This is a genomic window from Egibacter rhizosphaerae, assembly GCF_004322855.1.
GTDB lineage: Bacteria > Actinomycetota > Nitriliruptoria > Euzebyales > Egibacteraceae > Egibacter > Egibacter rhizosphaerae.
This window is the reverse complement of record NZ_CP036402.1, coordinates 2,169,068-2,191,192: the sequence shown is the minus strand read 5'-3', so window position 1 is coordinate 2,191,192 and position 22,125 is coordinate 2,169,068. Positions and strand designations below refer to the sequence as shown.

The 22,125-nt window shown below is 71.4% G+C and carries 18 protein-coding genes and 1 pseudogene; 16 read left to right on the top strand and 3 right to left on the bottom strand.

The window, feature by feature from the left end; genetic code table 11:
• Positions 1 to 138: 138 nt before the first annotated feature.
• Positions 139 to 894, top strand: coding sequence for a TetR/AcrR family transcriptional regulator (locus tag ER308_RS10110; protein WP_131154874.1), 756 nt, complete (start codon positions 139 to 141; stop codon positions 892 to 894).
• A gap of 23 nt (positions 895 to 917) precedes the next feature.
• Here ER308_RS10110 and ER308_RS10105 read toward each other — a convergent pair whose 3' ends face one another.
• Entirely contained in the window at positions 918 to 1,700 is a 783-nt protein-coding gene (locus ER308_RS10105; RefSeq protein WP_131154873.1) for an alpha/beta hydrolase family protein, read from the bottom strand.
• 31 nt (positions 1,701 to 1,731) lie between these two features.
• Here ER308_RS10105 and ER308_RS21535 point away from each other — a divergent pair, with 31 nt between their 5' ends.
• The 13 genes and pseudogenes from ER308_RS21535 (at position 1,732) to ER308_RS10045 (ending at position 14,726) form a co-directional block, all read left to right on the top strand.
• On the top strand, positions 1,732 to 1,977 hold the full coding sequence (locus ER308_RS21535) for a hypothetical protein (protein WP_165491973.1): 246 nt from the start codon (positions 1,732 to 1,734) through the stop codon (positions 1,975 to 1,977).
• 4 nt (positions 1,978 to 1,981) lie between these two features.
• Positions 1,982 to 3,067 carry a winged helix DNA-binding domain-containing protein gene (locus ER308_RS10100; protein ID WP_165491972.1) on the top strand — a complete coding sequence of 362 codons (1,086 nt, stop codon included), beginning with the start codon at positions 1,982 to 1,984 and terminating at the stop codon, positions 3,065 to 3,067.
• A gap of 99 nt (positions 3,068 to 3,166) precedes the next feature.
• Complete coding sequence (locus ER308_RS10095; protein WP_131154871.1) at positions 3,167 to 3,628, top strand: helix-turn-helix transcriptional regulator; 462 nt, start codon at positions 3,167 to 3,169, stop codon at positions 3,626 to 3,628.
• A 42-nt stretch (positions 3,629 to 3,670) separates the two neighbouring features.
• On the top strand, positions 3,671 to 4,102 hold the full coding sequence (locus ER308_RS10090; RefSeq protein ID WP_131154870.1) for a VOC family protein: 432 nt from the start codon (positions 3,671 to 3,673) through the stop codon (positions 4,100 to 4,102).
• 73 nt (positions 4,103 to 4,175) lie between these two features.
• Positions 4,176 to 5,096 (top strand): NAD-dependent epimerase/dehydratase family protein, encoded by a 921-nt coding sequence (locus tag ER308_RS10085; protein ID WP_131154869.1) that lies wholly within the window; start codon positions 4,176 to 4,178, stop codon positions 5,094 to 5,096.
• Positions 5,083 to 6,036 (top strand): RNA polymerase sigma factor SigJ, encoded by a 954-nt coding sequence (gene sigJ / locus ER308_RS10080; RefSeq protein WP_131154868.1) that lies wholly within the window; start codon positions 5,083 to 5,085, stop codon positions 6,034 to 6,036. The genes ER308_RS10085 and sigJ overlap by 14 nt, the downstream gene beginning before the upstream one ends.
• A 75-nt stretch (positions 6,037 to 6,111) precedes the next feature.
• Positions 6,112 to 7,164: a non-homologous end-joining DNA ligase gene (gene ligD, locus ER308_RS10075; protein WP_131154867.1), complete on the top strand. Its 1,053-nt coding sequence runs from the start codon at positions 6,112 to 6,114 to the stop codon at positions 7,162 to 7,164.
• A gap of 135 nt (positions 7,165 to 7,299) precedes the next feature.
• Positions 7,300 to 8,094, top strand: a complete 795-nt coding sequence (locus tag ER308_RS10070) for an alpha/beta fold hydrolase (protein WP_131154866.1) — start codon at positions 7,300 to 7,302, stop codon at positions 8,092 to 8,094.
• A gap of 542 nt (positions 8,095 to 8,636) precedes the next feature.
• Positions 8,637 to 10,097 carry a tryptophanase gene (locus ER308_RS10065; protein WP_205745997.1) on the top strand — a complete coding sequence of 487 codons (1,461 nt, stop codon included), beginning with the start codon at positions 8,637 to 8,639 and terminating at the stop codon, positions 10,095 to 10,097.
• A 31-nt stretch (positions 10,098 to 10,128) separates the two neighbouring features.
• A complete protein-coding gene (locus tag ER308_RS10060) occupies positions 10,129 to 11,481 on the top strand; it encodes an MBL fold metallo-hydrolase (protein WP_131154865.1) in 1,353 nt (450 codons plus the stop codon).
• A gap of 70 nt (positions 11,482 to 11,551) precedes the next feature.
• Positions 11,552 to 12,493 (top strand): annotated as a pseudogene (locus ER308_RS10055) (SulP family inorganic anion transporter); the annotation flags it as partial.
• Positions 12,423 to 13,046 (top strand): SulP family inorganic anion transporter, encoded by a 624-nt coding sequence (locus ER308_RS23190; RefSeq protein WP_131154863.1) that lies wholly within the window; start codon positions 12,423 to 12,425, stop codon positions 13,044 to 13,046. The pseudogene ER308_RS10055 and the gene ER308_RS23190, both read left to right, overlap by 71 nt.
• A gap of 144 nt (positions 13,047 to 13,190) precedes the next feature.
• Positions 13,191 to 14,726 (top strand): ABC1 kinase family protein, encoded by a 1,536-nt coding sequence (locus tag ER308_RS10045; RefSeq protein ID WP_165491971.1) that lies wholly within the window; start codon positions 13,191 to 13,193, stop codon positions 14,724 to 14,726.
• 107 nt (positions 14,727 to 14,833) lie between these two features.
• Here ER308_RS10045 and ER308_RS10040 read toward each other — a convergent pair whose 3' ends face one another.
• On the bottom strand, positions 14,834 to 16,528 hold the full coding sequence (locus ER308_RS10040; RefSeq protein ID WP_131154861.1) for a bifunctional metallophosphatase/5'-nucleotidase: 1,695 nt from the start codon (positions 16,526 to 16,528) through the stop codon (positions 14,834 to 14,836).
• A gap of 170 nt (positions 16,529 to 16,698) precedes the next feature.
• The gene (locus ER308_RS10035) at positions 16,699 to 19,869 is read right to left on the bottom strand and encodes an ExeM/NucH family extracellular endonuclease (protein WP_131154860.1); all 3,171 of its coding nucleotides are present in this window, start codon (positions 19,867 to 19,869) and stop codon (positions 16,699 to 16,701) included.
• 372 nt (positions 19,870 to 20,241) lie between these two features.
• On the opposite strand from ER308_RS10035, the gene ER308_RS10030 reads away from it, so the two are divergent.
• Together ER308_RS10030 and ER308_RS21530 are read left to right on the top strand one after the other, a co-directional pair.
• On the top strand, positions 20,242 to 21,783 hold the full coding sequence (locus tag ER308_RS10030) for an AMP-binding protein (protein WP_131154859.1): 1,542 nt from the start codon (positions 20,242 to 20,244) through the stop codon (positions 21,781 to 21,783).
• 130 nt (positions 21,784 to 21,913) lie between these two features.
• Positions 21,914 to 22,069 carry a hypothetical protein gene (locus ER308_RS21530; RefSeq protein WP_165491970.1) on the top strand — a complete coding sequence of 52 codons (156 nt, stop codon included), beginning with the start codon at positions 21,914 to 21,916 and terminating at the stop codon, positions 22,067 to 22,069.
• Positions 22,070 to 22,125 lie beyond the last annotated feature (56 nt).

Sequence of the window (22,125 nt, the reverse complement as noted above, 5' to 3'; positions counted from 1 at the left end):
AAGGCACAAAGGGAAGCAAGGCACAAAGGGAAGCAAGGGACAAGGGAGTAGGGCCCAAGGGCGCAAGGGGCACGGACTCGGGAACGGGTGCCGGGCGCGGTCAGTACGCTTGATCGCGTCCGCCTGCTGGGAGACGTCATGCCGAGAGCCCACGACTACCCGGACGACCTGCGCGTCCTCCAACTCCTCTGGAGGCGGGAGGAGGCGCCGTCGGCGCGATCGGGCCTCACGGTCTCGAGGATCGTCGAAGCGGCGGTGGACATCGCCGACCGGGAGGGCCTGAAGGCGGTCACGATGCGCCGGGTCGCCCAGGGGCTCGGCGTCAGCACGATGTCGCTCTACAACTACGTGCCGGGCAAGGAGGAACTCGCCCACCTGATGTTCGACCACGTGTACGGGGAGGTCCCCGCGGGCGTCCCGGGCGACGGCGACTGGAGGGCGGGCCTCGAGGAGGTCGCGCGGGGGCTGTGGGCGCTGCACGAGCGTCATCCCTGGCTGGTGGATCTCCCCCTGACACGGCCGCTCGTGGGGCCCAACGCGGTGGACCGGTGGGAGGAGCAGCTGCGCGTGGTTGACGGGATCGGTCTCGCGGAGGTCGAGATGAACGCGGTGCTCGAGCTGGTGTACGGGCACGTCGACGGGATGGCTCGCCGCCGGGTGGAGATCTCCCGCGACGCCGAGCGCAGCGGCATGACCGACGACGAGTGGTGGGAGCACGTGTTCCCGGTGTTCACCCGCGTGCTGGCCGATCGTGACCTGGCGGTCTCGGCGCGGGTGGGCGAGGCGGTGGGCGCTCCGCACACCGATCCGGAGCTGGTCTTCGAGTTCGGGCTGGCGCGGATCCTCGACGGCGTCGCGGCCCTGTTGGAGCGGCGCGGCACGAACAGCGGCTGACGCGCGGGACGAGACTCACCCGGTCACGGGCTCGGCGTGAGCGCAGGGGCGGGCTCGTTGGCTTGGTGGGACAGCGTCCGGTCGAGCCAGTCGTAAACGAGCCCCGCGGTATGGACGACGTTACCCACGCCGCAATGCCCGTCGGCGCCATCGGCGGCGACGAGGTGAGTGAGCGTGGTCGGCGCGGGTGCGGTCCGCTGCAGCGCCTCGGCGCGGCGGCGCACCGCCTCCCCCTCGCCTTCGGACCACAGGGACAGCACCGGAACGGTGATCTCTGTCTCGAGCGCGCCGAGGCGGAAGCGCCGGAGCCCGGTGATCGCCTCGCCGGGACTCTGCGCACCGCTGGTCCACATCATGTAGCCGTCGATCATGTTGTCGATCGCCCAGTTCGCCCGGCGCGCGGGGGCGACGATTCGGCTCCACGCCTGAGGTGAGAGTCGATCGAGGGGGTCCCGCAGCCACGGGCCCAGCGGCCCCGGGGCGCGCTCGGCGGCAGTGTCGAGCAGCGTCTCGAACAGGTCGGGCAGCGGTGCGCTCGCGATCACCGCGGCGACACGGTCGAGCCGCGCAGCTGCCCGCAGGACATGGTATCCGCCGAAGCTCAGGCCGTAGAGCGCGGTGCGGTCGGCCTCGGCCCACTGGCGGTCCGCGACGTCCTCGATGACCGCGCCGATCGGCATCTCGCTGTCGGGGCGGAACACCTGCGTCGGGTCACGGTGCAACACCCCACGCTGGCCGGGCGCGTGGAACAGGACGACGTTGTAGCCGTGCTCGAGCGCGGTCGGCACGCCAGCGAGGAAGTACATCTCCCTGGTTCCCGCCGACCTCGGTCTCGCGATGGTTTCCAGCGCATTCGTCGGCGCGCTGTCGTGGTGGCTGGAGCATCCCGACCCGCCGCCGGCCGACCAGATCGCCGGCTGGTTCCTCGCGTTCGCGGCCCGCGGCTACCTGCCCGCGATGGGCTTCTCGGGGGACCCTCGTTCGGCCAACCTCGCGTCGTTCTCCACCCCGCCTGCGGACGAGATCCGTCCGCAACGACCGTCAGAATCCGCGCCATCGGCAAGGCGCGGGCGACGGGAGTGAGGTCGTGGACGATGAGGAGGTCGCCCGACGGCGGCTGGCGGTCCAGCGGCTGCACGGCGAGCCGTTCGACCACGCCGAGGGTGTCGTGCGCGCACTGCTCGCGGTACAGGCCCAGGACGTCGAACCGTCGGAGTGGTCGATCGGGATGCGTGCCGCCGACGCGACGCTCGACTCGATCCGCGCCGCGATCGACGGAGGCGCGCTCCTGCGCACCCATGTCCTGCGCCCGACCTGGCATCTGGTCCACCGCGACGACCTGCGGTGGCTGCTCTCGCTCACCGCGCCGCGGGTGCACGTGCGCAATCGCCCCCGCTACGCCGACCTGCACCTCGACGCCGCACTGCTCGACCGCGCGGCCGGCATCATCCGGGAGGCGGTCAAGGGCACCGCGCTGAGCCGTGCCGAGATCGGGGAGGTCCTCACCGACGCGGGCATTGACGGTGCCTCGGGTCAGCGTCTCGCCCACATCCTCATGTACGCCGAGCTCGAGCAGGTCGTGTGCAGCGGGCCGCGCCGCGGCACCACGCAGACCTACGCGGCGCTCGACGAGTTGGCCCCCGACGCCGGCACCTTCGACCGCGACACCGCGCTGCGTGAGCTCGCGCTCCGATTCGTCACGGGGCACGGCCCGGCCACCCGCGGTGACCTGCAGTGGTGGGCCTCGCTCACGGCTGCCGCCGCCGACCGCGCGCTCGATGCTGCCGGCGACGTGCTGGTCCGGGTCGAGGGCGGCGGGCGGACGTACCACCTGGCCCCGGTGCCCGAGCCGCCTGCGCCGCCACGACCGTCGGTGCTGTTGCTCCAGCCGTACGACGAGTACGTCAGCGGCGCGGCCGACAGCCGCGACGTCCACGACCCCGGGGATCTGCTCCGCGCCGCCCGGTGGCCGCGGTACAGCGGTCTGGTCACGCTCGACGGTCGGCTCGTCGGCTCGTGGCGGCGCCATGTCCGCAGTGCACACGTCGACATCGACCTCGCCGCCGACGAGGCGTTCGCCGGCGCTGCGGGTGAGGCGCTCGAGCGAGCCGCCTGGCACTACGCGACGTTCCGCGAGCGCGAACTGAGCCGGCTCACCGTGGGTGCGCCGTGAGCGAGCCCCGAGGCGGACTTCGAACCGCGGCGTGTCGGCCGCACGACCGCGGCTGCCCGCGCCCCCGGAGGCGCCCACAGGGCGTATCCTGCGGACACGATGACCCCCGACGCCCTCCCGCACCTGCGCCGCGCGCGCGACCTGGCCGATCGGCGGTACGCCGAGCCGCTCGACCTGCATGCGTTGGCGACGGAGGCGGGGTTCTCGACCTATCACTTCGCCCGCCTGTTTCGTGAGGCGTTCGGGGAGACCCCGCGCGCCTATCTCACCCGCCGGCGTGTCGAGCGGGCCAAGCACCTGCTCGCGAACGCGAACCTCACTGTCACCGAGGTGTGCGACCTCGTCGGGTTCGCGAGCCTCGGCTCGTTCAGCTCGCGGTTCACCGAGCTCGTGGGCGTCCCCCCGAGCGAGTACCGGCGCCGGCAAGCCGCCCGTGGCGGCCCGCCACCGGTCCCGGGCTGCTTCGTGATGGCGTGGGCCCGACCTCGTGGCGAGGCCACAGTCGAACGCGCGGACGGGAGCGCAAGCGGGGAGAAGCGCGGGGGTCCGGCGCGGGCGTAGGGTCACCTCGTCAGGCTCCAGCCGTCGACGAGAGGAATCGCGATGCTCACCCACCTGTCCCACGCGAACGTGTACGTGCTCGACCAGGACTCGGCGAAGGCGTTCTACACCGAGAAGCTCGGCTTCCGGGTCGCCGACGACATCTCGATGGGCGACGCGTTCGAGGGTGCCGGCGCCGGCTTCCGCTGGCTGACGGTCAGCCCCCCGGATCAGCCCGACCTGAAGCTGATCCTCTCCGACTACCGGATGGGCAACGACGAGGGCACCGCCGCGACGCTCCGAGACCTCGTCGCCAAGGGCACCTTCGGCGCCGGGGTCCTCGCCACCGACGACTGCCAGAAGGCCTACGAGGAGCTGTCTGCCCGCGGCGTCGAGTTCGTGCAGGAGCCGACCGAGCGGCCCTACGGCATCGAGGCGGTGCTGCGCGACGACTCGGGGAACTGGTTCAGCCTCACCCAGGCTCGGGAGGGGTAGCGCCCCCAAGTCGATGTCACAGCGCGGTCGACCTGCTCGTCAAGGAGGGTGACGACGACAGGAAGGAGCGATCGTGCGCATCCTGGTTGCCGGCGCGACCGGCGTGCTCGGTCGAGCGGTCGTGCCGAGGCTGTACGGGGCCGGTCACGAGGTGCTCGGCGTCTCGCGTCGCGATACCTCGGACCGGTTCCTGCGCGACACCGGCGCGACGCCGGTCCGCCTCGACGTCTTCGACGCGGACGCGACCACGGCGCTCGCGGCCGGTGAGCGGATCGAGGCCGTGCTGAACCTCGCGACCCACGTCCCGCGAGGCAACGCCGCGCTGCGGCCCGGGGCGTGGCGGACCCACGATCGGCTGCGCCGGGACGCGTCGCGGGCACTCGCCACCGCGGCGATCGGCGCGGGCGCGAGGTTCGTGCAGGAGTCCTTCGCGCCGGCCTACCCCGATCGCGGGCCGGCGTGGATCACCGAGGACGTGCCCCTCGAACCGGTCGCGCAGACCGCCACCGTGCCCGATGCGGAGGCGAGCGCGAAGCAGGTCACCGACGCGGCCGGCGCCGGAGTGGCCCTGCGCTTCGGGCTGTTCTACGGCCCGGAGGCGTCGGGGGAGCTGCTCGCCGCGGCTCGCAAGGGTCGGCTGCGCCTTCCCGGGGAGCCGGGAGGCTACGTCTCGCTGATCCACGTCGACGACGCGGCCACGGCGGTGGTCGCGGCGTTGGGCGTGCCGCCGGGCGTGTACAACGTCGTCGAGGACGAGCCCACCACCCGGGCCGAGCACGCGGCGATCCTCACCGAGCTCCTCGCTGTGCGGAGGGTGCGCCCCATGCCGCGGTTGCTCGGTCGCCATCCCATGCTGCGGGCGCTCGCGCGCTCGCACCGCGTCTCGAACGCCCGGTTCCGGGAGGTGGCAAGCTGGCAGCCGGCGCATCCGTCGCCACGGACGGGTTGGCGGGAGGTGCTGGAGGTGCTGGAGGTCGTGGATGTCCCGGGTTGATCGCGAGGTTGACCGCGAGCGGACCGAGCCCGCCGGCGCGGCGGACGCGGCCGCGGTGCACGAGCGCCTCGTCCGCGACGAGCAGGACCGGCTGTTCGGCCTCGCCTACCGCATGCTCGGATCGGTCGCCGAGGCCGAGGACGCCGTCGGGGAGGCGTACCTGCGCTGGTCGCGCATCGACACCACGCAGATCGACGAGCCCGCCGCGTGGCTCACCACCGTCGTCACCAGGATCTGTGTCGACCGGCTGCGGTCGGCGCAACGCCAGCGCGAGACGTACGTCGGTTCGTGGCTGCCCGAGCCCGTCGCGACCGCGGTCGATCCCGCCGACGCCGCGAGCACGGCGGATTCTCTGAGCATCGCGTTCCTCATCCTGCTCGAGGCGTTGTCACCGCTCGAGCGCGCGGCGTTCCTGCTGCACGACGTGTTCGGCTACGCCCACGACGAGGTCGCCGCGATGCTCGACCGCAAGCCCGCCGCGGTCCGCCAGCTCGTGCGGCGTGCCCGCGACCACGTCGCCTCGCGGTCCCATCGCTACGAGACCGACCCGGACCGCCAGCGCGAGGTCGTCGAGGCGTTCCAGGTGGCCTGCGGCGACGGGGACCTGGAGGCGATGATGGAGCTGCTGGCGCCCGACGTGGCGTTCGTCGGCGACGGCGGGGGCGTCGTGCCGGCGGTGCCGGCACCGATCGTGGGCGCCGAGCGGGTCGCCAAGCTCGTCCGCGGGCTCTATGTCACCGGGGAGCGCAAGGGCCTGCGCTCGCAGCCGATGGAGGTCAACGCGGCCCCGGCGGTGTGGGTCCGGGAGCCGGACGGCAGCACCTCGTCGGTCCTCGTTTTCGAGGTCACCGACGGGCGGGTCAGCGCGATTCGCGGGATCCGCAACCCGGCCAAGCTCGCCGCGTTCCCGAACCGGCGGCCAGAGGACACGACCGCGTGACCTCGCACGTGCCTGCGGCGTGGCGGGCGGACGGACAGGTCGCCAGCGCGGCGTTGCTCCTCGTAACTTGTGCCCATGGGTGGTGCCCGGGATGACGCGGTGATGCTCGAGCTCGATGGCCACGAGGTCCGGGTGTCGAGTCCCGACAAGGTGTTCTTCGCCGAGCGGGGCGAGACCAAGCGCGACCTGATCGGCTACTACCAAGCGGTGGCCGAACCGCTGCTCGCCGCGATGGGCGGACGACCGGTGCTGCTCGAACGCCACCCGGACGGCGCGAGCGGGTCGTCGTTCTTCCAGAAGCGCGTGCCCAAGTCGGCGCCGTCGTGGCTGATCACCACCAAGGTCAGCACGGTCAACGGCACCGTCTCCGACGCGCTCGTGGCCGCCGACCTGGCCCACGTGGCCTGGGCGGTCAACCTCGGCTGCCTGGGTTTTCACGTCTGGCCGAGCACCGCCGCGGACCAGAACCACTCCGACGAGCTGCGCCTCGACCTCGACCCGCAACCGGGCACGGGGTTCGCGGAGGCCCGGGAGGCCGCCAAGGAGCTGCGGACCCTCCTCCACGAGGTGGGCCTCGAGGGTTACCCCAAGACCACCGGCAAGCGCGGGATCCACGTGTACCTGCGGCTCGAGCCGCACTGGGATCCTTACGAGGTGCGCTCGGCGGCGGTGGCGGTGGCCCGCGAGCTCGAGCGCCGGCGCCCCGACCTGCTGACCGCTCAGTGGTGGAAGGAGGAGCGGGGGCGGCGCATCTTCGTCGACTACAACCAGAACGCGCCGCACAAGACCGTGTTCGGCGCCTGGTGCGTGCGTGCCCGCCGCGGCGCGCAGGTCTCCACCCCGTTCCACTGGGACGAGCTCGACGAGCTGGATCCCGACGAGCTCACGATCGCCACCGTGCCGCAGCGGGTCGCCGAGCGAGGGGATCCGTGGGCACCGATGGTCTCCCGCCCGCAGTCGCTGGAGCCGCTGCTCGCCATGAACGAGCGCGATCGAGCGAACGGCCTCATGGACGCGCCGTGGCCGCCGGTCTATCCCAAGATGCCCGACGAGCCGCCACGCGTCGCCCCGAGCCGGGCCAAGGGCTCGTCGGAGGCCGACGGCGCCCAGCAAGGGGAGGGCGCGTAGTCGGGGTGGGCGGGCCGCAGGGCAGACACCGAGCCCAGGTGCAGGCACCGATGAGTTCCGGTGCCCCGCATCGTCGATCCCGCCGGGAAGGGCACGAGGGCTGACCGTGCCGACCGCCGGAGCCGAGGGGGCACCATGAGCGGACAACACCAAGACGCCGCCACCGACGAGCATCGCGTCCGTTCGGCCGACGGCACCATGATCGCGTTGCAACGCGGCGGCGCCGGTCCGCCGGTCGTCATGGTCGACCCCGCCGGCGGCTACCGGGACTTCGACAACATCCGCGGGCTGGGTGCGCTGCTCGCGGAGCACTTCACGGTCCACACGTACGACCGTCGGGGCCGAGGCAACAGCACGGACACGCAGCCGTACGCCATCCAGCGCGAGGTCGACGATCTGGAGGCGGTCATCGATGCGGCCGGTGGAGCCGCGATGGTGTACGGCCTGTCGTCCGGGGCGTTGTTGGCCGTGCACGCGGCGGCCAGCGGGCTCCCGATCCGGAAGCTGGCGTTGTTCGAGCCACCGATCGACCCTGATGGCCAGCCGGGCGACGACCTGTCGTCGCGGGTCGCCGAGCGCGTCGACGCGGGCGAGCGCGGCGAGGCGGTGGACCTCTTCCTCGGGTCGATCGGCGTCCCGGACGAGGTGATCGCCGGGATGGGACCGGTCAAGCCCGCGCTCGAGAGGGTCGCGCACACGCTCGTCTACGACTGCACGATCGCCGAGTCGACCCCGCTGGAGCTGCTCGGCGAGGTGACCGTGCCCGCGCTCGTGATGGACAGCGAGGCCAGCTCCGACGACCTCACCGGTGGGGCGGCCGCGGTGGCCGAAGCGTTGCCTCTCGGCGCGCACCGGCGCCTCCCCGGCGAATGGCACGGCGTGGCCGACGAGGAGCTCGCTCCGGTGCTGATGGAGTTCTTCCGCGCCTGACGGACCCGATTCCGGGTCCTTCCGCGCCCGTCGGGCCCGGTCGCCGAAGGTCAGCCGTGCCAGTAGTCACTCGGGACGTGCCTGAGCGGCTGCGCCGCGATGTCCGAGCGCACCGGGCCCTGCCGGCCGGCAGGGAGGGATTGCGCGGCGCCTGTGAGCCTCCCGCGGCAGGCCCGGCAGAGCGACGGGGGCCCGCTGGGGGCATCCGTCGAGGTCGCGAACCGGCGTCGGCAGTGCCGGCACCGTTGCGACTGGGTCAAGGAGTGAGCGACCGGCATGCGGGTTCACGTTCTCCTATCACGGTCTTGAGTGGGGTGAGAGCGACGTCCGATTCGGTTCAGCCTTCCAGCCGGGAGCGAGGCGTGTCCACGACGAAGGTCCCCGCGTCGAAGGGCCGACCGGTCCGCTGCGGGTCTCGGGATGCCGTTTTCGGCCACGAGTCGGGTCGGATCGCTCGTAGGCTCGGTCCTCCACCGGCTACCGAGTGATTCAAGTGATCGGATTCGGGCGATGCCGGGCCTCAAGCGAGGAAGGGGGCGAGGGTGCCGTACCGCACGACCATCGAGCCGTTCCGTATCAAGAGCGTCGAGCCGATCCGATTCACCACTGCCGCCGAACGCGAACGGGCGCTCGCCGAGGCCGGCTACAACCTGTTCACGCTCGCCGCCGACGACGTGCTCATCGACCTGCTCACCGACTCGGGCACCGGCGCGATGTCCACCGAGCAGTGGGCGGCACTCATGCGCGGCGACGAGTCGTACGCGGGAGCGCGCTCGTTCGCTCGGTTCGAGCGCGCGGTGCACGATCTGACGGGGATGCCGTACGTGATCCCGACCCACCAGGGCCGGGCCGCGGAGAGCATCCTCTTCCGTCAGGTGGCCGGCGCGGACTCGATCGTGCCGAACAACACCCACTTCGACACCACCCGCGCCAATGTCGAGCAGACCGGGGCGGTGGCGGTGGACCTGGCCTGCGAGGCCGCACGCGACCTACGCAGCGAGGTCGATTTCAAGGGCGACCTCGACATCGTTGGGCTGAGGGCGACGATCGACGAGGTCGGGGCGGACCGCGTGCCGCTGGTGATGATCACGATCACCAACAACTCCGGCGGTGGGCAGCCCGTGTCGATGGCGAACCTGCGCGCTGCTCGTGAGGTGTGCGACGAGTACGGGATCCCCCTGTTCCTCGATGCCTGTCGGTTCGCCGAGAACGCGTGGTTCGTCACGCAGCGGGAGCCCGGTTACGCCGAGCACGAGCCCCGGGAGGTCGCGCGGGAGGCCTTCGCGCTCGCGGACGGATGCACGATCAGCTTCAAGAAGGACGGCTTCGCGAACATCGGGGGGCTACTCGCGCTCCGCGATCCCGAGCTCGCCGAGCGGTGCCGGACCCAGCTCATCCTCACCGAAGGGTTTCCCACCTACGGGGGGTTGGCCGGACGCGACCTCGATGCGATCGCCCAGGGGCTCCAGGAGGTCACCGACCCTGACTACTTGCGGTACCGCGTACGAACCGCGGCGTACCTCGCCGAGATCGCCGAGGCGGCGGGCGCTCCGACGGTCCGCCCACCCGGGGGCCATGCCGTGTACCTCGACGCGGCCGGCCTGCTGCCGCACATCCCGCCGCACGAACTGCCGGCGCAGTCGCTCGCGCTCGAGCTCTATCGCGAGGGGGGCGTCCGGGGCGTGGAGATCGGCACGCTGATGTTCGGCCGGCCCGACCCCCACGGAGGGCCGGACACAGCGGCGCCCTATGAGCTGGTGCGGCTCGCGCTGCCCCGCCGGGTGTACACGCAGAGCCACGTCGACTACGTGGGGGAGGTCATCGCGATGGTCGCGGGGCGCGCGGGAGAGCTCGGGGGCTACCGGATCGTCGGCAGCCTCGCTGGTTGCGGCACTTCACCGCGCGCCTCGCGCCGCTCACCGGTTGAAGGAGCGGGGCATGATCGACCGGCCCCGAGTAGACGTCGTGCGAGGGAATGCGTGGCGGTCGAGCCACGTTGGTAAAGTCCGTACATACGGATGAATGGAGACCTCGATGGACGTGCAACGCCTGCACACCCCCGGTCTGGGGGACCACAGCTACCTGGTCACGCACGAGGGCCGCGGCGTGCTGATCGATCCGCAGCGTGACGTGGAGCGGTTCGATGCGGCACTCGCCGAGGCGGACGTGCCCCTTCGCGCCGTGCTGGAGACCCACCTGCACAACGACTACGTCTCCGGCGCCCCACACCTGGCCAGCGCCCACGGGGCCGAGCTCGTCCTCCCTGCCGCCGCGGGCGCGGCCTACGCCCATCGGCCGGCGTTCCACGGCGAGGACCACGACCTCGGGGGTGGGCTGGTCATCCACCCGATCCACACCCCCGGGCACACCCCCGAGCACACCAGCTACCTCGTGTTCGTGGACGGGGAGCCGGTCGCGCTGTTCACGGGGGGCAGCCTGCTCGTGGGCTCGGCAGGCCGGACCGACCTGGTCAGCGAGGCCCAGGCCCGCCAGCTGGCCCGCCTGCAGCACGGGTCCCTGCAGCGCTTGGCGCAGCTTCCCGGGCACGTGGGCGTCTACCCCACCCACGGGGAGGGCTCGTTCTGCACCGCCACCGGCGCGGGGCAGAGCGTGAGCGACATCGCGGCCGAGTGTCAGGCCAATCCGGCGCTCGGGCACGCCGACGCGGAGGCCTTCGCCGACTGGCAGCTGGCCGGCCTGCAGCCGTATCCCGACTTCTACGCGCGGATGGGATCGGCGAACCTGCTCGGCCGCACCCCCATGCCCTCGACCGCGATCCCGAAGCTCGACGTCGACGACGTCGACCGTCTGGAGGGGGCCGCGGAGCTGATAGACGTTCGCCCACGCCACGAGGCTGCTGCCGGTCACATCCCCGGTTCGCAGCTCATCGAACTCGGTGACGACTTCGGGGTCTGGACCGGGTGGGTCATCGACCTCGATGCGCCCGTGGTCCTGGTCGCCGACGAGGCGGTTGACGTGTCCGAGGCCGTGCGTCAGCTCGGGCGCATCGGCATCGACGACGTTCGCGGCGCGTTGCCGATCGATGCGTGGACCGCAGCGGGACGTTCGCTGCGGACGCTGGAGGTCGCCACGGTCGCGGAGGTCGCTGGTGTCAGCGAGCGCGACGCCAACCGCGACGTCCTGGACGTGCGCAGCCCCGGCGAGGTGGCCGACGGGACCCTCCTCGGCGCACAGCACCGCTACGTGCCGGACCTCGCCGGGGACCCCGGCCGCTGGTTGCCGGTCGGGCGCGATCCGTACGTGGTCTGCGGGTCTGGTCGGCGCGCCGCGATCGCGGCCGGGCTGCTCGCCCGCCGCGGCTACACGCCGGTGCCGCTGCTCGACGGGGGGATGGACGACGTGCTCGCGGCCGCCGACGGGACCTGAACCCGTCCGGTGAGCCGTTCGGAGCCGCTTGCCTCCCCCTCCGACCCCCGACCACGAGGAACAACGGCCGATGTCCAGGACCCACGCCTCGCCGCGCCACCAGCGGCCGAGGATGGTGCCGGCCTGGCTGCGTGGCTACGACGGGCCCACGGCGCGCGCTGATGGGCTCGCCGGCCTCACCGTGGCGGTGCTGCTGGTCCCCCAGGCGATGGCCTACGCGACACTCGCCGGCCTGCCGCCGGTGGTCGGGCTCTACGCGGCGACGCTGCCGGTCGTGGTCTACGCGTTCCTCGGCACCAGCGGCCAGCTCGCGGTGGGTCCGGTCGCCATCGTCGCCCTGCTCACCGGCTCGGCGGTCGCTCCGCACGCCGGCGACCCCACCGAGGCCGTGGGGTTCGCCGCGTTGCTCGCGCTCCTGGTCGGGGGGATCCAGGTGGCGCTCGCGCTGTTGCGCCTGTCGTGGCTCACCAAGGTCCTCACCCACGCGGTGATCGTCGGGTTCACCAGCGCCGCCGCGCTCGTGATCGCGCTCAGCCAGGCCCAGGACCTGCTGGGTATCGACGGCGCCCGGGGCGACACGGCGCTCGGGACGGTGGGGGCGGTCGCAGCCAGGCTCGACGGTGCGCATCTGCCCACCGGAGCCCTCGCCCTCGGGTCCATCGTGCTGTTGCTCGCGTTCCGGAGATGGGCGCCGCGAGCCCCGGGCTTCCTCCTGCTGCTCGTGGCCGGAGTGGCGGTCTCCGCCGGCTTGGGTCTCGAGGGGGCGGGCGTGGCTGTCGTGGGCGACATCCCCGCGGGTCTCCCCGTGCCGTCGCTGCCGCCCCTCGACGTGGCCGTCGCGGTCTCGTTGCTGCCTTCGGCCGTGGCGATCGCGCTGATCGGGCACGCCGAGGGGTGGAGCGTCGCACGGGCGCTGGCCCGCACCACCCGGGAACAGCCTCGTGCCGGTCGGGAGCTCGCGGCCGTGGGCAGCGCCAACGTCGCCGCGGGGCTCTTCAGCGCGATGTCGGTCGCCGGGGGGATTCTCGCGCAGCGCGGTCAACCACGAGGCCGGTGCCCGCACACCGGCGGCGAGCCTGGTCACCGCGGCGCTCATCGTGGTCGTGGCCACCGTTGCGACGCCGCTGCTGGAGCCCCTGCCCCGCGCGGTGCTCGGTGGCGTCATCGTCGTGGCGGTGCTGCGCCTAGTCGATCTCCCGGAGATCGTTCGGCTGTGGCGAGAGCACCGCGCCGAGGGCACCGTCGCGGGGGTCACGTTCGTGGCGACGCTGACGGTCGGTGTCGAGCCGGGGCTCGGCGTCGGCGTCGTGGCCGGGCTGCTCGCAGCCGCGTGGCGGCGTCGGGAGAGCGCCCACGACGCACGCACCGATAGCGGTCACGAGCACCGGCCCCCGACCTCTTCGAGTGCGCCCGGCGCGCGACTTCTGCGCGTTGGATCGAGCCACTACGGCCGACGTGCCTCAGTCAGCGGGGTCGCCGAGATCGTGGCGGGTCTGGCATCTGACGGCAACAGGTCCGTGGTCCCCGCACGGCCGGGCCCTCCGGCACTGGCCCGGCCCGGGTAGCGGACGAGGATGGGTTGGAGGCGTGGGAGGCGCCGCAACAGCCGGGAAAGGCCCACGCGCCCGGCATCGAGACCGCGCAGGATCAGGAGCCGTCTCGCCGCTCGTCACGGACTCGCGCCGTTCCTGGGACTGAAACGCGGGCGGGTGTCCACGCGCGATCCCGCGGAGCTCGCCCGGCGGGCACGCACGGCGCTCGAGGGCGCCGGAGGCATGTTCACCAAGCTCGGGCAACTGCTCGCGACCCGCCCGGACCTCCTGCCGCCCGAGGCGCTGACCGAGTTCGGTCGGTTGCACGCCTCGGCCAGACCGTTGACCCGCGAGGAGGTGCAGGCGGCGATCGCCGCGGAGGTGGGCGACATCGACGCGGTCTTTGCGGAGATCGACTGGGAGCCGTTGGGCTCCGCGTCGATCGCGCAGGCCCACACCGCGCGCCTGCACGACGGCCGCGAGGTCGTCCTCAAGATCCGTCGGCCGGCGCTTGAGGACGTCGTCGAGCGTGATCTGGCGATCGCCGTGTGGTTGGCCCGGACCGCAGAGCGGCGCACGAACTGGGGCCGCGCGTACGAGGTCACGGCCTTGGCCGAGGAGTTCGCGCACGCGCTGCGCGCCGAGCTGGACTTTCGCCACGAGGGCGAGGCCACCGTCGAGATGGCCGCGGCCGTGGCCGATTATCCCGGTGTGCGGGTGCCCTGGATCGACGAGGCGCACACCACCGAGCGGCTCCTCGTCATGGAGCGTTTGGTGGGTCCCACGCTGTCGGCGGCCCCCCGCGAGCGGCTGGTGGGCGACGCGGGGGTCCTCGGCGACGACCTGTGCGCCTCGCAGGTGACGGCGATGATGGCCGGCGAGCGGTTCCACGGCGATCCGCATCCCGGCAACGTCGTGCTGTGCACCGACGGCTCGCTCGGGCTCATCGACTTCGGGGTGACCGGCAAGCTCGACACGTTCGAGCGCTCGTCGATGTTCCAGATGCTGCTGGCGATCAAGCTCGAGGAGCCCTCCCTGCTCTACGAGTCACTGGTGGCCGTCGGCGCGCTGAGCCCCGCCCGCGATCCCGACGAGATCGAGCGCGCACTGGCACGCTTCATGGCCGCCAACCTCGGGCCGGGGCTGCCGCCCGCGCAGGCATTGACCGACCTGCTGCGGCTGACGACCGAGCTGGGCCTGCGCCTCCCGCCGCAGGCGTCGACGATGTTCCGCGCGCTGGCGACGCTGGCGGGCACCCTGGAGCAGCTGTCCCCCGGCTATCCGTTGATCGAGCGGGTCGCCGCGCTCGGCGGTGCCGAGGCTCGTGAGCGCATGACCCCGGCGTCAGTGGGCGAGTTCGTGCAGCACGAGTGGGCCCAGTTGGGCCCGCTGCTGCGCCGTGCCCCTCGCCACCTCGACCGCCTCGCCACCGTGGTCGAGCACGGTGGGCTGACCGCGCGGGTGCGGCTGTTCGCCGACGCTGCCGATGTCCGCGTCGTCGAGCGGTTGCTCGACCGTGCGGTGCTCGCGGTGCTCTCGCTGGGTGTCGGGCTGCTGTCGGTGCTTATGCTCGGGACCGAGGTCGGCCCGGAGCTCGCCGGCGCCGACGTGCGCCTGATCGAGGTGCTCGGCTGGACGGGATTGTTCGCCGGCACCGTGCTGATGTTGCGCGTCCTGCTCGACGTGTTGCGTGCCGAGCCTCGGGGTCCGTGACCCTCCCCACCCCGGGCTCGCGCGTCGGTGTGGCCTCGCGTGGGGCCACCGCCTCGCATGGCCGGTGGCCCCACGCCGATCCTACGAAGGGCGCAGCTGGTGACCCCTCAGTCGTCGAGGCGCTCGATGCGGCCCTCGACGCCGGTGTCGACGGGTTCGCCGTCCCGGTCCTCGATGGTGTCCATCATGAACTGCGACAGCAGCGGGCCGCCGTCGGCGTCGACGATCACCTCGGCCTCCTCGGCGAGCATCTCGTAGGCGTCACCACCGCCGAGGGTGAAGTCGTTGGTCGCGATCGTGTAGGTCGCGTCCTCGTCGACCGGCTCGCCGTTCACCGTGAACTCGGTGACGCGCTCGCCCTCTGGGGCGCTGCCGTCGAAGGTCATCTCGATGCCGCTGACCTGCAGGAAGCGCCCGTCTCCGGTGTCGATCGCCGACACGCTGTGCTCGAGCATCTCCTCGATGATGTCGCCGGGGATCTCCGCACTGACCACGTAGTTGTCGAACGGCAGGATCTCGACCACGTCGAGCCGGGTGATGTCGCCCGGCTCGTAGAGCTCGTCGGAGCGGATGCCGCCGCTGTTCTGGACCGCGATGTCGGTGTCGTGGTACTCGCGCATCGAGTCCGCGATGAAGTTCCCGATCCCGGTTTCCTCATTGCGGACGACGTCGGTGCGGGTGTCCCACTCGACCGTGCGCTCGCCGATCACCTCGCCTAGGGCTTCGTCGAGCTGCTCCTCGTAGTGGTCGATGACGGCTTGCACCTCGGGATGCGGCTCGAGGTCCAGCTCCTCGAGGTCGTGGCGCGTGAAGTCGTGGCCGCGAACCTCGCCGGTGCTCGGGTTGACCGACAGGGTGAGTTCGCCCAGGTGGTCGTACTCGTCACCCACGAACGAGACCAGCGTGCCGTTGCGCTCCTCTGGCTCGTCGAGCACCTCGGAGCAGTGGTCGCCGACCATCGCGTGAATGTCGTCGCGGGCGTCGGCGACATCACGAGCGTCGGAGCCGCAGAGGTGGGAGGCGACGACGATGACGTCCGCCCCGTCGGCCTCCATCTGCGGGACGACCTCGTCGAGGGCCTCGTTCGCGTCGATCTGCTCGGCCTCGCCGTTCAGCGACGTGATCGTGGCCATCCCCTCGGGACCGAGCCCGGTCACGCCGACGGTGACCTCGCCCATCTCCTCGAGGATGTACGGCTCGACGCCGAGCTCGGCCCCGAACACGTCCCCGGTCTCGGGGTCGCGCACGTTCGCGGTCACCCAGGGGAACTCGCTGTCGGCGAGCAGGTCACGGGCGTTGTCCGGCCCGTAGTCGAACTCGTGGTTCCCGAGCGTGGTCACGTCCAGCGGAGATTCGTTCAGGGCATCGATCATGTGCTGGCCGCGGAAGACGCTCGACATCACCGACGGCGCGATCTCGTCTCCGTTACCGACGAAGATCGCATGGTCGTTGGCTTCCTTGCGCTCCTCCACGAGCGTGCTGTAGGTCGCGAGGTTCGGCTCGTCGGCGTCCCCGAACGAGCCGTGCAGATGGGTGTCGTGCAGGATCGTCACGTCCACGTCGTGACCCGGCGGGTCGACCCCGTCCGGCGGGCCCGGCGGTACGCCGTCCGGGGGTCCCGGTGGTACACCGTCGGGCGGGCCGACCGCGTGGTCCGGCGGACCCCCGGCGTGCTCCGGCGGGCCGGGACTGGCCCCCACGGTCGGGGCGGCCAACAGCATCATCGCGGCGATGGCGCCGATGAGGACCATCGTCGGTCGTCGGTGGTCACGGGTCGTGCGTGGCGGGTGGGTCTTCGACATAGCGGTCACCTCCGGTGACGTGAACCGGCATCTCGAACGGTTCGGACCCGGGTTCCAGCACCAGACACGAACCGTTGCCGGTGAAGCCGTGCTGCTCGGAGGCCGACCCCCGTCTCGACCTCCGAGTGTCGGATCGCGGGGGCGCCCGGTTCGGCCGCCCCCGCGAGGGCTCAGTTGCCCGGCGGGCCCCCGCCTGCCGGCGGGCCGCCGGGACGCTGTTCGAGCTCGATGACGGTGTCGCCGAGCTCGTTGCCGTCGGCGTCGAAGGCGGTCAGCGTCGTATCGCCGGCGGTGTCGGTCGAGAACCGGGCGTGGTACTCGCCGTCCCCACCGCGCTGGTTGACGTCGGCCTCGAAGGTCTCACCGTCCGAGGTCTCCACCTCGACGGTGATGTCGGCGTCGTCGACGGGGTCACCCTCCGCGTCGGTCACGGAGAACGGCACGACGTTCGTGCGGACGGTCATCGCCCGGCCGCGGGGATCGCCGAACTCGGCCTCGATCTGCGGCTCGGGCTCCTCCTCGAACTGGAGGCCCAGCAGGATCGGGTCGTGGTCGGACGAGCGGAACTCGCTCTCGTCCTGGTCCTCCTCGTTGTTCCAGGCGTTGTAGTCGAACGCCGCCGGCTCATCGACGTTGATGTGCCAGACGTCGGCGTCGACCAGCCGTCCGGCGTCCACCAACTCGTCGGAGACGAGTCCGTGGTCGAGCCGGCCGTGCTCCCCGTCGAACACGTAGGTGTAGACCTCGCCGAGCTGGTCGGCGAGCGTGTCCTGGTAACCGGCGTCGAGGATCGCCTGGACCGGGTCCTCCTGGGCGTAGGCGTTGATGTCGCCGATGATGGCGATCTCGTCCGCGCCGGTGCCGGTGGGGTCGTCCTCCTCGAGCCAGCGCACGAGCTCCTCGGCGGAGTCGGTGCGCGTCCCGTTGCAGTTGCCCTGCCACTCGTCGTCGTCGCCGATGTTGCCTTCCTCGTCGCACCCGGAGCCCTTGGACTTCAGGTGGTTCACGGCGGCGACGAAGACGTCACCGGTGTCGGTCTCGAACGCCTGCGTGACCGCTGGGCGGTTGCGCTCCTGGTCCGCGTCGCGCGGGTTGACCATGGCCTCCTGGTCGGAGACCGCCGGCTCGCCGACGGGGGTGACCTCCTCCGGCTGGTAGATCAGCGCGTTCGAGATCGCGTCGTTGCCGATCAGTTCGTCCTGACCGACGTAGTCGTAGGTGCCCTCGCCGGCCTCGTCGTTGAGGCGCTCGACGAGGTCGTCGATCGCCGCGTCCTCTTCACCGAAGTTGTTCTCGATCTCCATGAGCCCGACGACGTCGGCGTCCATCTTCGTGATGGCCGTGACGATCTTCGCGGCCTGGAGCTCGAACTCCTCCTCGGTGGAGGCGCCGCGGTCGCCGAGCGTCGTGAAGTAGTTGAGGACGTTGAAGCCGGCGACGGTCACCGTCTCCGTGCCCTCGTCGGCGCCGGCGAGCACGTCCGGCGGCTCGTCCGGCCGCGGGTTGTCCTCGTTAGTGAACTCGATCGCGTCCTTGTCGGTCGGCTGGACGCGGTAGTTGCCGTGCTGGTAGTGGGTGATGCCCTCGATGACGTCCTCGGTCTGCGCGCCGGCGCGGTCGGCGCCGTTCTCCAGCCACGGCGTCGGGGAGGCGTTCTCCTCGCTGCTGGCGTCGTCGAGCTTGATCCAGCTGTTGAGGTTGTCCTCCTGCTCCTGCTCGACGAGGTCGAGTTCGGTGTGCGGGTCGTACAACTCGGTGGGGTTCCAGAGGCGGCCGGTGGCGCTCAGGTCCAACTCGCCGAACTGCCCCTGGAAGTAGTTCTGGGTGACGGTCATGGCCCCTTCGGCGGAGGTCATGTCCACACGCATCCCGGCGATCGCCGCGAGCTCGGTGCGATCGTCGACCGGCATCTCGAGGTCGATGGCCTCGGGGAGCTCCTGCTCACTGTCGAGCACGTCGATGTCGGCCCAGCTGAGCTGGACGGTTCCGTTGAACTCGTCGACCTCACCGGTCACGCACACCTCGTCGCCCACGGCCACGACGTCGTCGTCATCGTCGGGGGCGTAGACCATGATCCCCTGCGATCCGTCCGCGTCGAGGTCGAGCTCGGGCTCCTGGACGAAGAAGGCGTTCAGCCCGTCCAGGAAGTTCGCGGTGACCACGCCTTCGACGGCGACGTCCTCGTCGAGCATGTCGGTGTCCGGCAGCCCGTCGTCGCCGACGGTGTTGATCTCGGAGATCGCGGTCGGGTCGTCGCAGCTCGGCGCCTCGCCGTTCCCGTTGTCGTCATCGACGCTGCGTGCGTCCTTCTCGAAGTCGGTCGCGTTGTCACCGGTGTCGTCGATCCGGTGGTGCGACAGGCCCTGGTCACCTTCAGCTGAGGTCAACTCCTCGGCGGGGTCTCCCTGGGTGCAGTTGTTGTTGTTCGTCCCGAAGCCGACCCCATCGACCACCACATCGTCACCATCGACCACGCGCGCGCCGCCGTCGTCGGAGATGGAGACGCCGTAGGTCGCGTCCGGCGTCCGGTCCCCGGTGTAGTCGCCGTCCTTCGCGACGAGGTAGTCCTCACCAGCCCCGAGCACGGTCCCGTCGTCGATCGAGACCTGCGTACCGACGAAACCACTTCCGGTGTTGTTGCACCGCTCGATCGCCCAACCGGACACATCGACGTTCGAACCGCCGACGTTCTCGATGCGCACGAAGTTGTCCTGCGCACCCCCAGGTCCACGCGTCGACATCTCCACCAACTGGACCTCACCGTCGGCGGTGTCGTCGACGGACCGTGCGGCCTTCTCGAAGTCGCTCGCGTTGTCACCGGTGTCGTCCACGCGGTGGTGGCTGAGGCCATCGTCGCCCTCCCCGGTGGTGAGTGGATCCCCGGGATCGCCGACGGTGCAGTTGTTCGCGTTGGTCCCGAAGCCGACGCTGTCGAGGATCTCGCCGTCGTCGTTGATGCGCGCGCCGCCGTCGTCGGAGATGGAGACGCCGTAGGTCGCGTCGGGCTCGCGATCGCCCGTGTAACCGTCATCGTGCGCGACGAGGTACTCGTCGCCCGGCTCCAGGGTCGTCCCGTCCTCGACGGTGACCTGGGTGCCCACGAACCCGGTGCCGGTGTTGTTGCACCGCTGGATCTCCCAGCCGGACGCGTCGACCGCCTCGTCCCCGTGGTTCGTGACGAGGATGAAATTGTCCGTGGCTCCGCCGGGTCCGCGGGTCGCCATCTCGTTGATCAACACTTCGTCAAAGTCATCGTGCTCATCCGCGATGACGGGGGCGCCGATCACCAGCACGACGAGTAGGGACAGGCTGAGCAGTAACGCTGCCCGGGATGCCTTCATGACCACTCCCTTCGAGGTTGTGGGGCGGTGGATGTGGGGGCCACCGCTGGTGCCGGGGTGGCCCGCCTCGTGGTGCGGGTCCCAGCGGATCGAGGATCCTTGCAAGCCAAGTTGTTGAACGAAAGGAATCCGTAGGGGACGTTCCGGACACACAACATGTAGGGGTCCGGGAACGCACGGAGCCACGAGCGCTTGAGGCGCGTGAGTCCGGCTTCCGCGCGGATCATGCGGTGGTCGCACGCGCGGAGGGGCGCCGTGCCGAAGCCGCGAGCCTGAAGGCGCGGTCCTTCACTGGAACTCGACCGCGTTTACGCTCAGCCTTCGGGAGGCATTGCGCTGACGGTCCAGGTGAGGGCAGTAGAAGGAGGCGGGATGATCACTCGGAGCATCTTTCCGAACGTCGAGATCCCCGACGTCACGGTGCCCGAGCTCGTGCTGGGTGGCGTCGAGGGCAACGGTGACGCGCCCGCGATCGTCGACGGTGCCACCAACCGGGTCGTGTCGCGGAGTGAGCTCGCGCGAAGCGCGGCCGGGTTCGCGACCGCCCTGCGCAGGCTCGGGATCCGCCCCGACGACGTCGTCGCGCTGCACCTGCCCAACGGTCCGGCCTTCGCCGCGGCGTTCCACGGCGTGCTGCTCGCCGGGGCGATCGTGACGACCGTCAACCCCCTGTACACCGCCGAGGAGCTCGGCCACCAGCTCGCGGACTCGGCCGCGAAGGTGCTCGTCACCGCCGACGCGCTGCTGGCGACGGCCGAGCCCGCCGCGTCGAAGGCGGGCGATCTCACCCTCGTCGTCGTGGGGGAGGCGCCGCAGGGCGCGCTCGCGTTCGACGACCTGCTCGCGACGAAGCCCCGGCTGGAGGAGGACCCCCGCGACCCGCACTCGGCGCTGGCGGTGCTGCCCTACTCGAGCGGCACCACCGGCCTACCGAAGGGCGTCGAGCTCACCCACCGCAACCTGGTCGCCAACCTCTGCCAGAGCCAGCCGTTCCTGCAGATCGAGCCGTGGGACCGGGTCGTGGCGGTGCTGCCGTTCTTTCACATCTACGGAATGGTCGTGGTGCTCAACCTCGGGCTGTGGCAGGGCGCGCGCGTGGTGACCCTTCCCCGCTTCGATCTCGCCCAGTTCCTCGGGGTGATCGAGCAGCAGCGCATCACGCGCGCCTTCGTGGTCCCGCCCATTGCGCTCGCGCTCGCCCACGACCCGTCGGTCGACGAGCACGATCTCAGCAGCCTGCGCATGGTGCTCTCCGGCGCTGCACCTCTGAGCCCCGAGGTGGCCGCCACGATCGAGCGGCGGCTGGGCTGCGGTGTCGCGCAGGGCTACGGACTGACCGAGACGAGCCCGGTCACCCACCTCTCGTCGCTGCAGCCGGGTGGGAACCGGCACGACGCCGTCGGGCTCGTCGTGCCGAACACCGAGGCCGCCATCCGCCACCCGGACGGGACGATGGCCGGCATCGGGGAGGAGGGCGAGCTGGTGGTACGCGGGCCGCAGGTCATGCGCGGCTACCTGGGGCGCCCCGATGAGACCGCGAACACGATCGACGACGACGGATGGTTGCGCACGGGGGACCTCGCGGTGCGTGACGAGGACGGCCGGTTCCGCATCGTCGACCGCCTGAAGGAGCTCATCAAGTACAAGGGGTTCCAGGTGCCGCCCGCCGAGCTCGAGGCGCTGCTGCTCGAGCACGAGGGGGTGGCCGACTGCGCGGTCGTCGGCGTGCCTGATGCCGAGGCCGGCGAGCTGCCGAAGGCCGTGGTCGTCGCCGCGGGCGAGCTCGATCCCGAGGACCTCATGGCGTGGGTCGCCGAGCGGGTCGCGCCGCACAAGCGCGTCCGACAGGTCGAGTTCGTCGACCGGATACCCAAGTCGGCATCGGGCAAGATCCTGCGCCGCGAGCTGCGGTAGGCGGCCCGCTCGAGCGGAGGTGCCCAGCCGGCCGGGAGAGGCCAGCCACGGGGACTCGCCTCGCGACGTAGGGTTCGGATCGGGCGCTGTGCGCCCGTACCGAAGCTCGCGATTCCCGGGGGAACCACCGATGTCCGTCGATGATCCGTGGCTGCCCACGGAGCAGGGCCACACGAACCGCGGACGGACCATCCTGCTGCGGGTTCTACGCGTGGTCGCCTGGACCGTCGCCCTGATCGTCCTTCTCGCGCTGATCGCCGTGCTGTGGGGTGAAGGCTTCCAGTAGCACGTCGGGGGCCGTTGCCTCGGACCCACCAACCGCTGCATCCTCGAAGGTCCCGG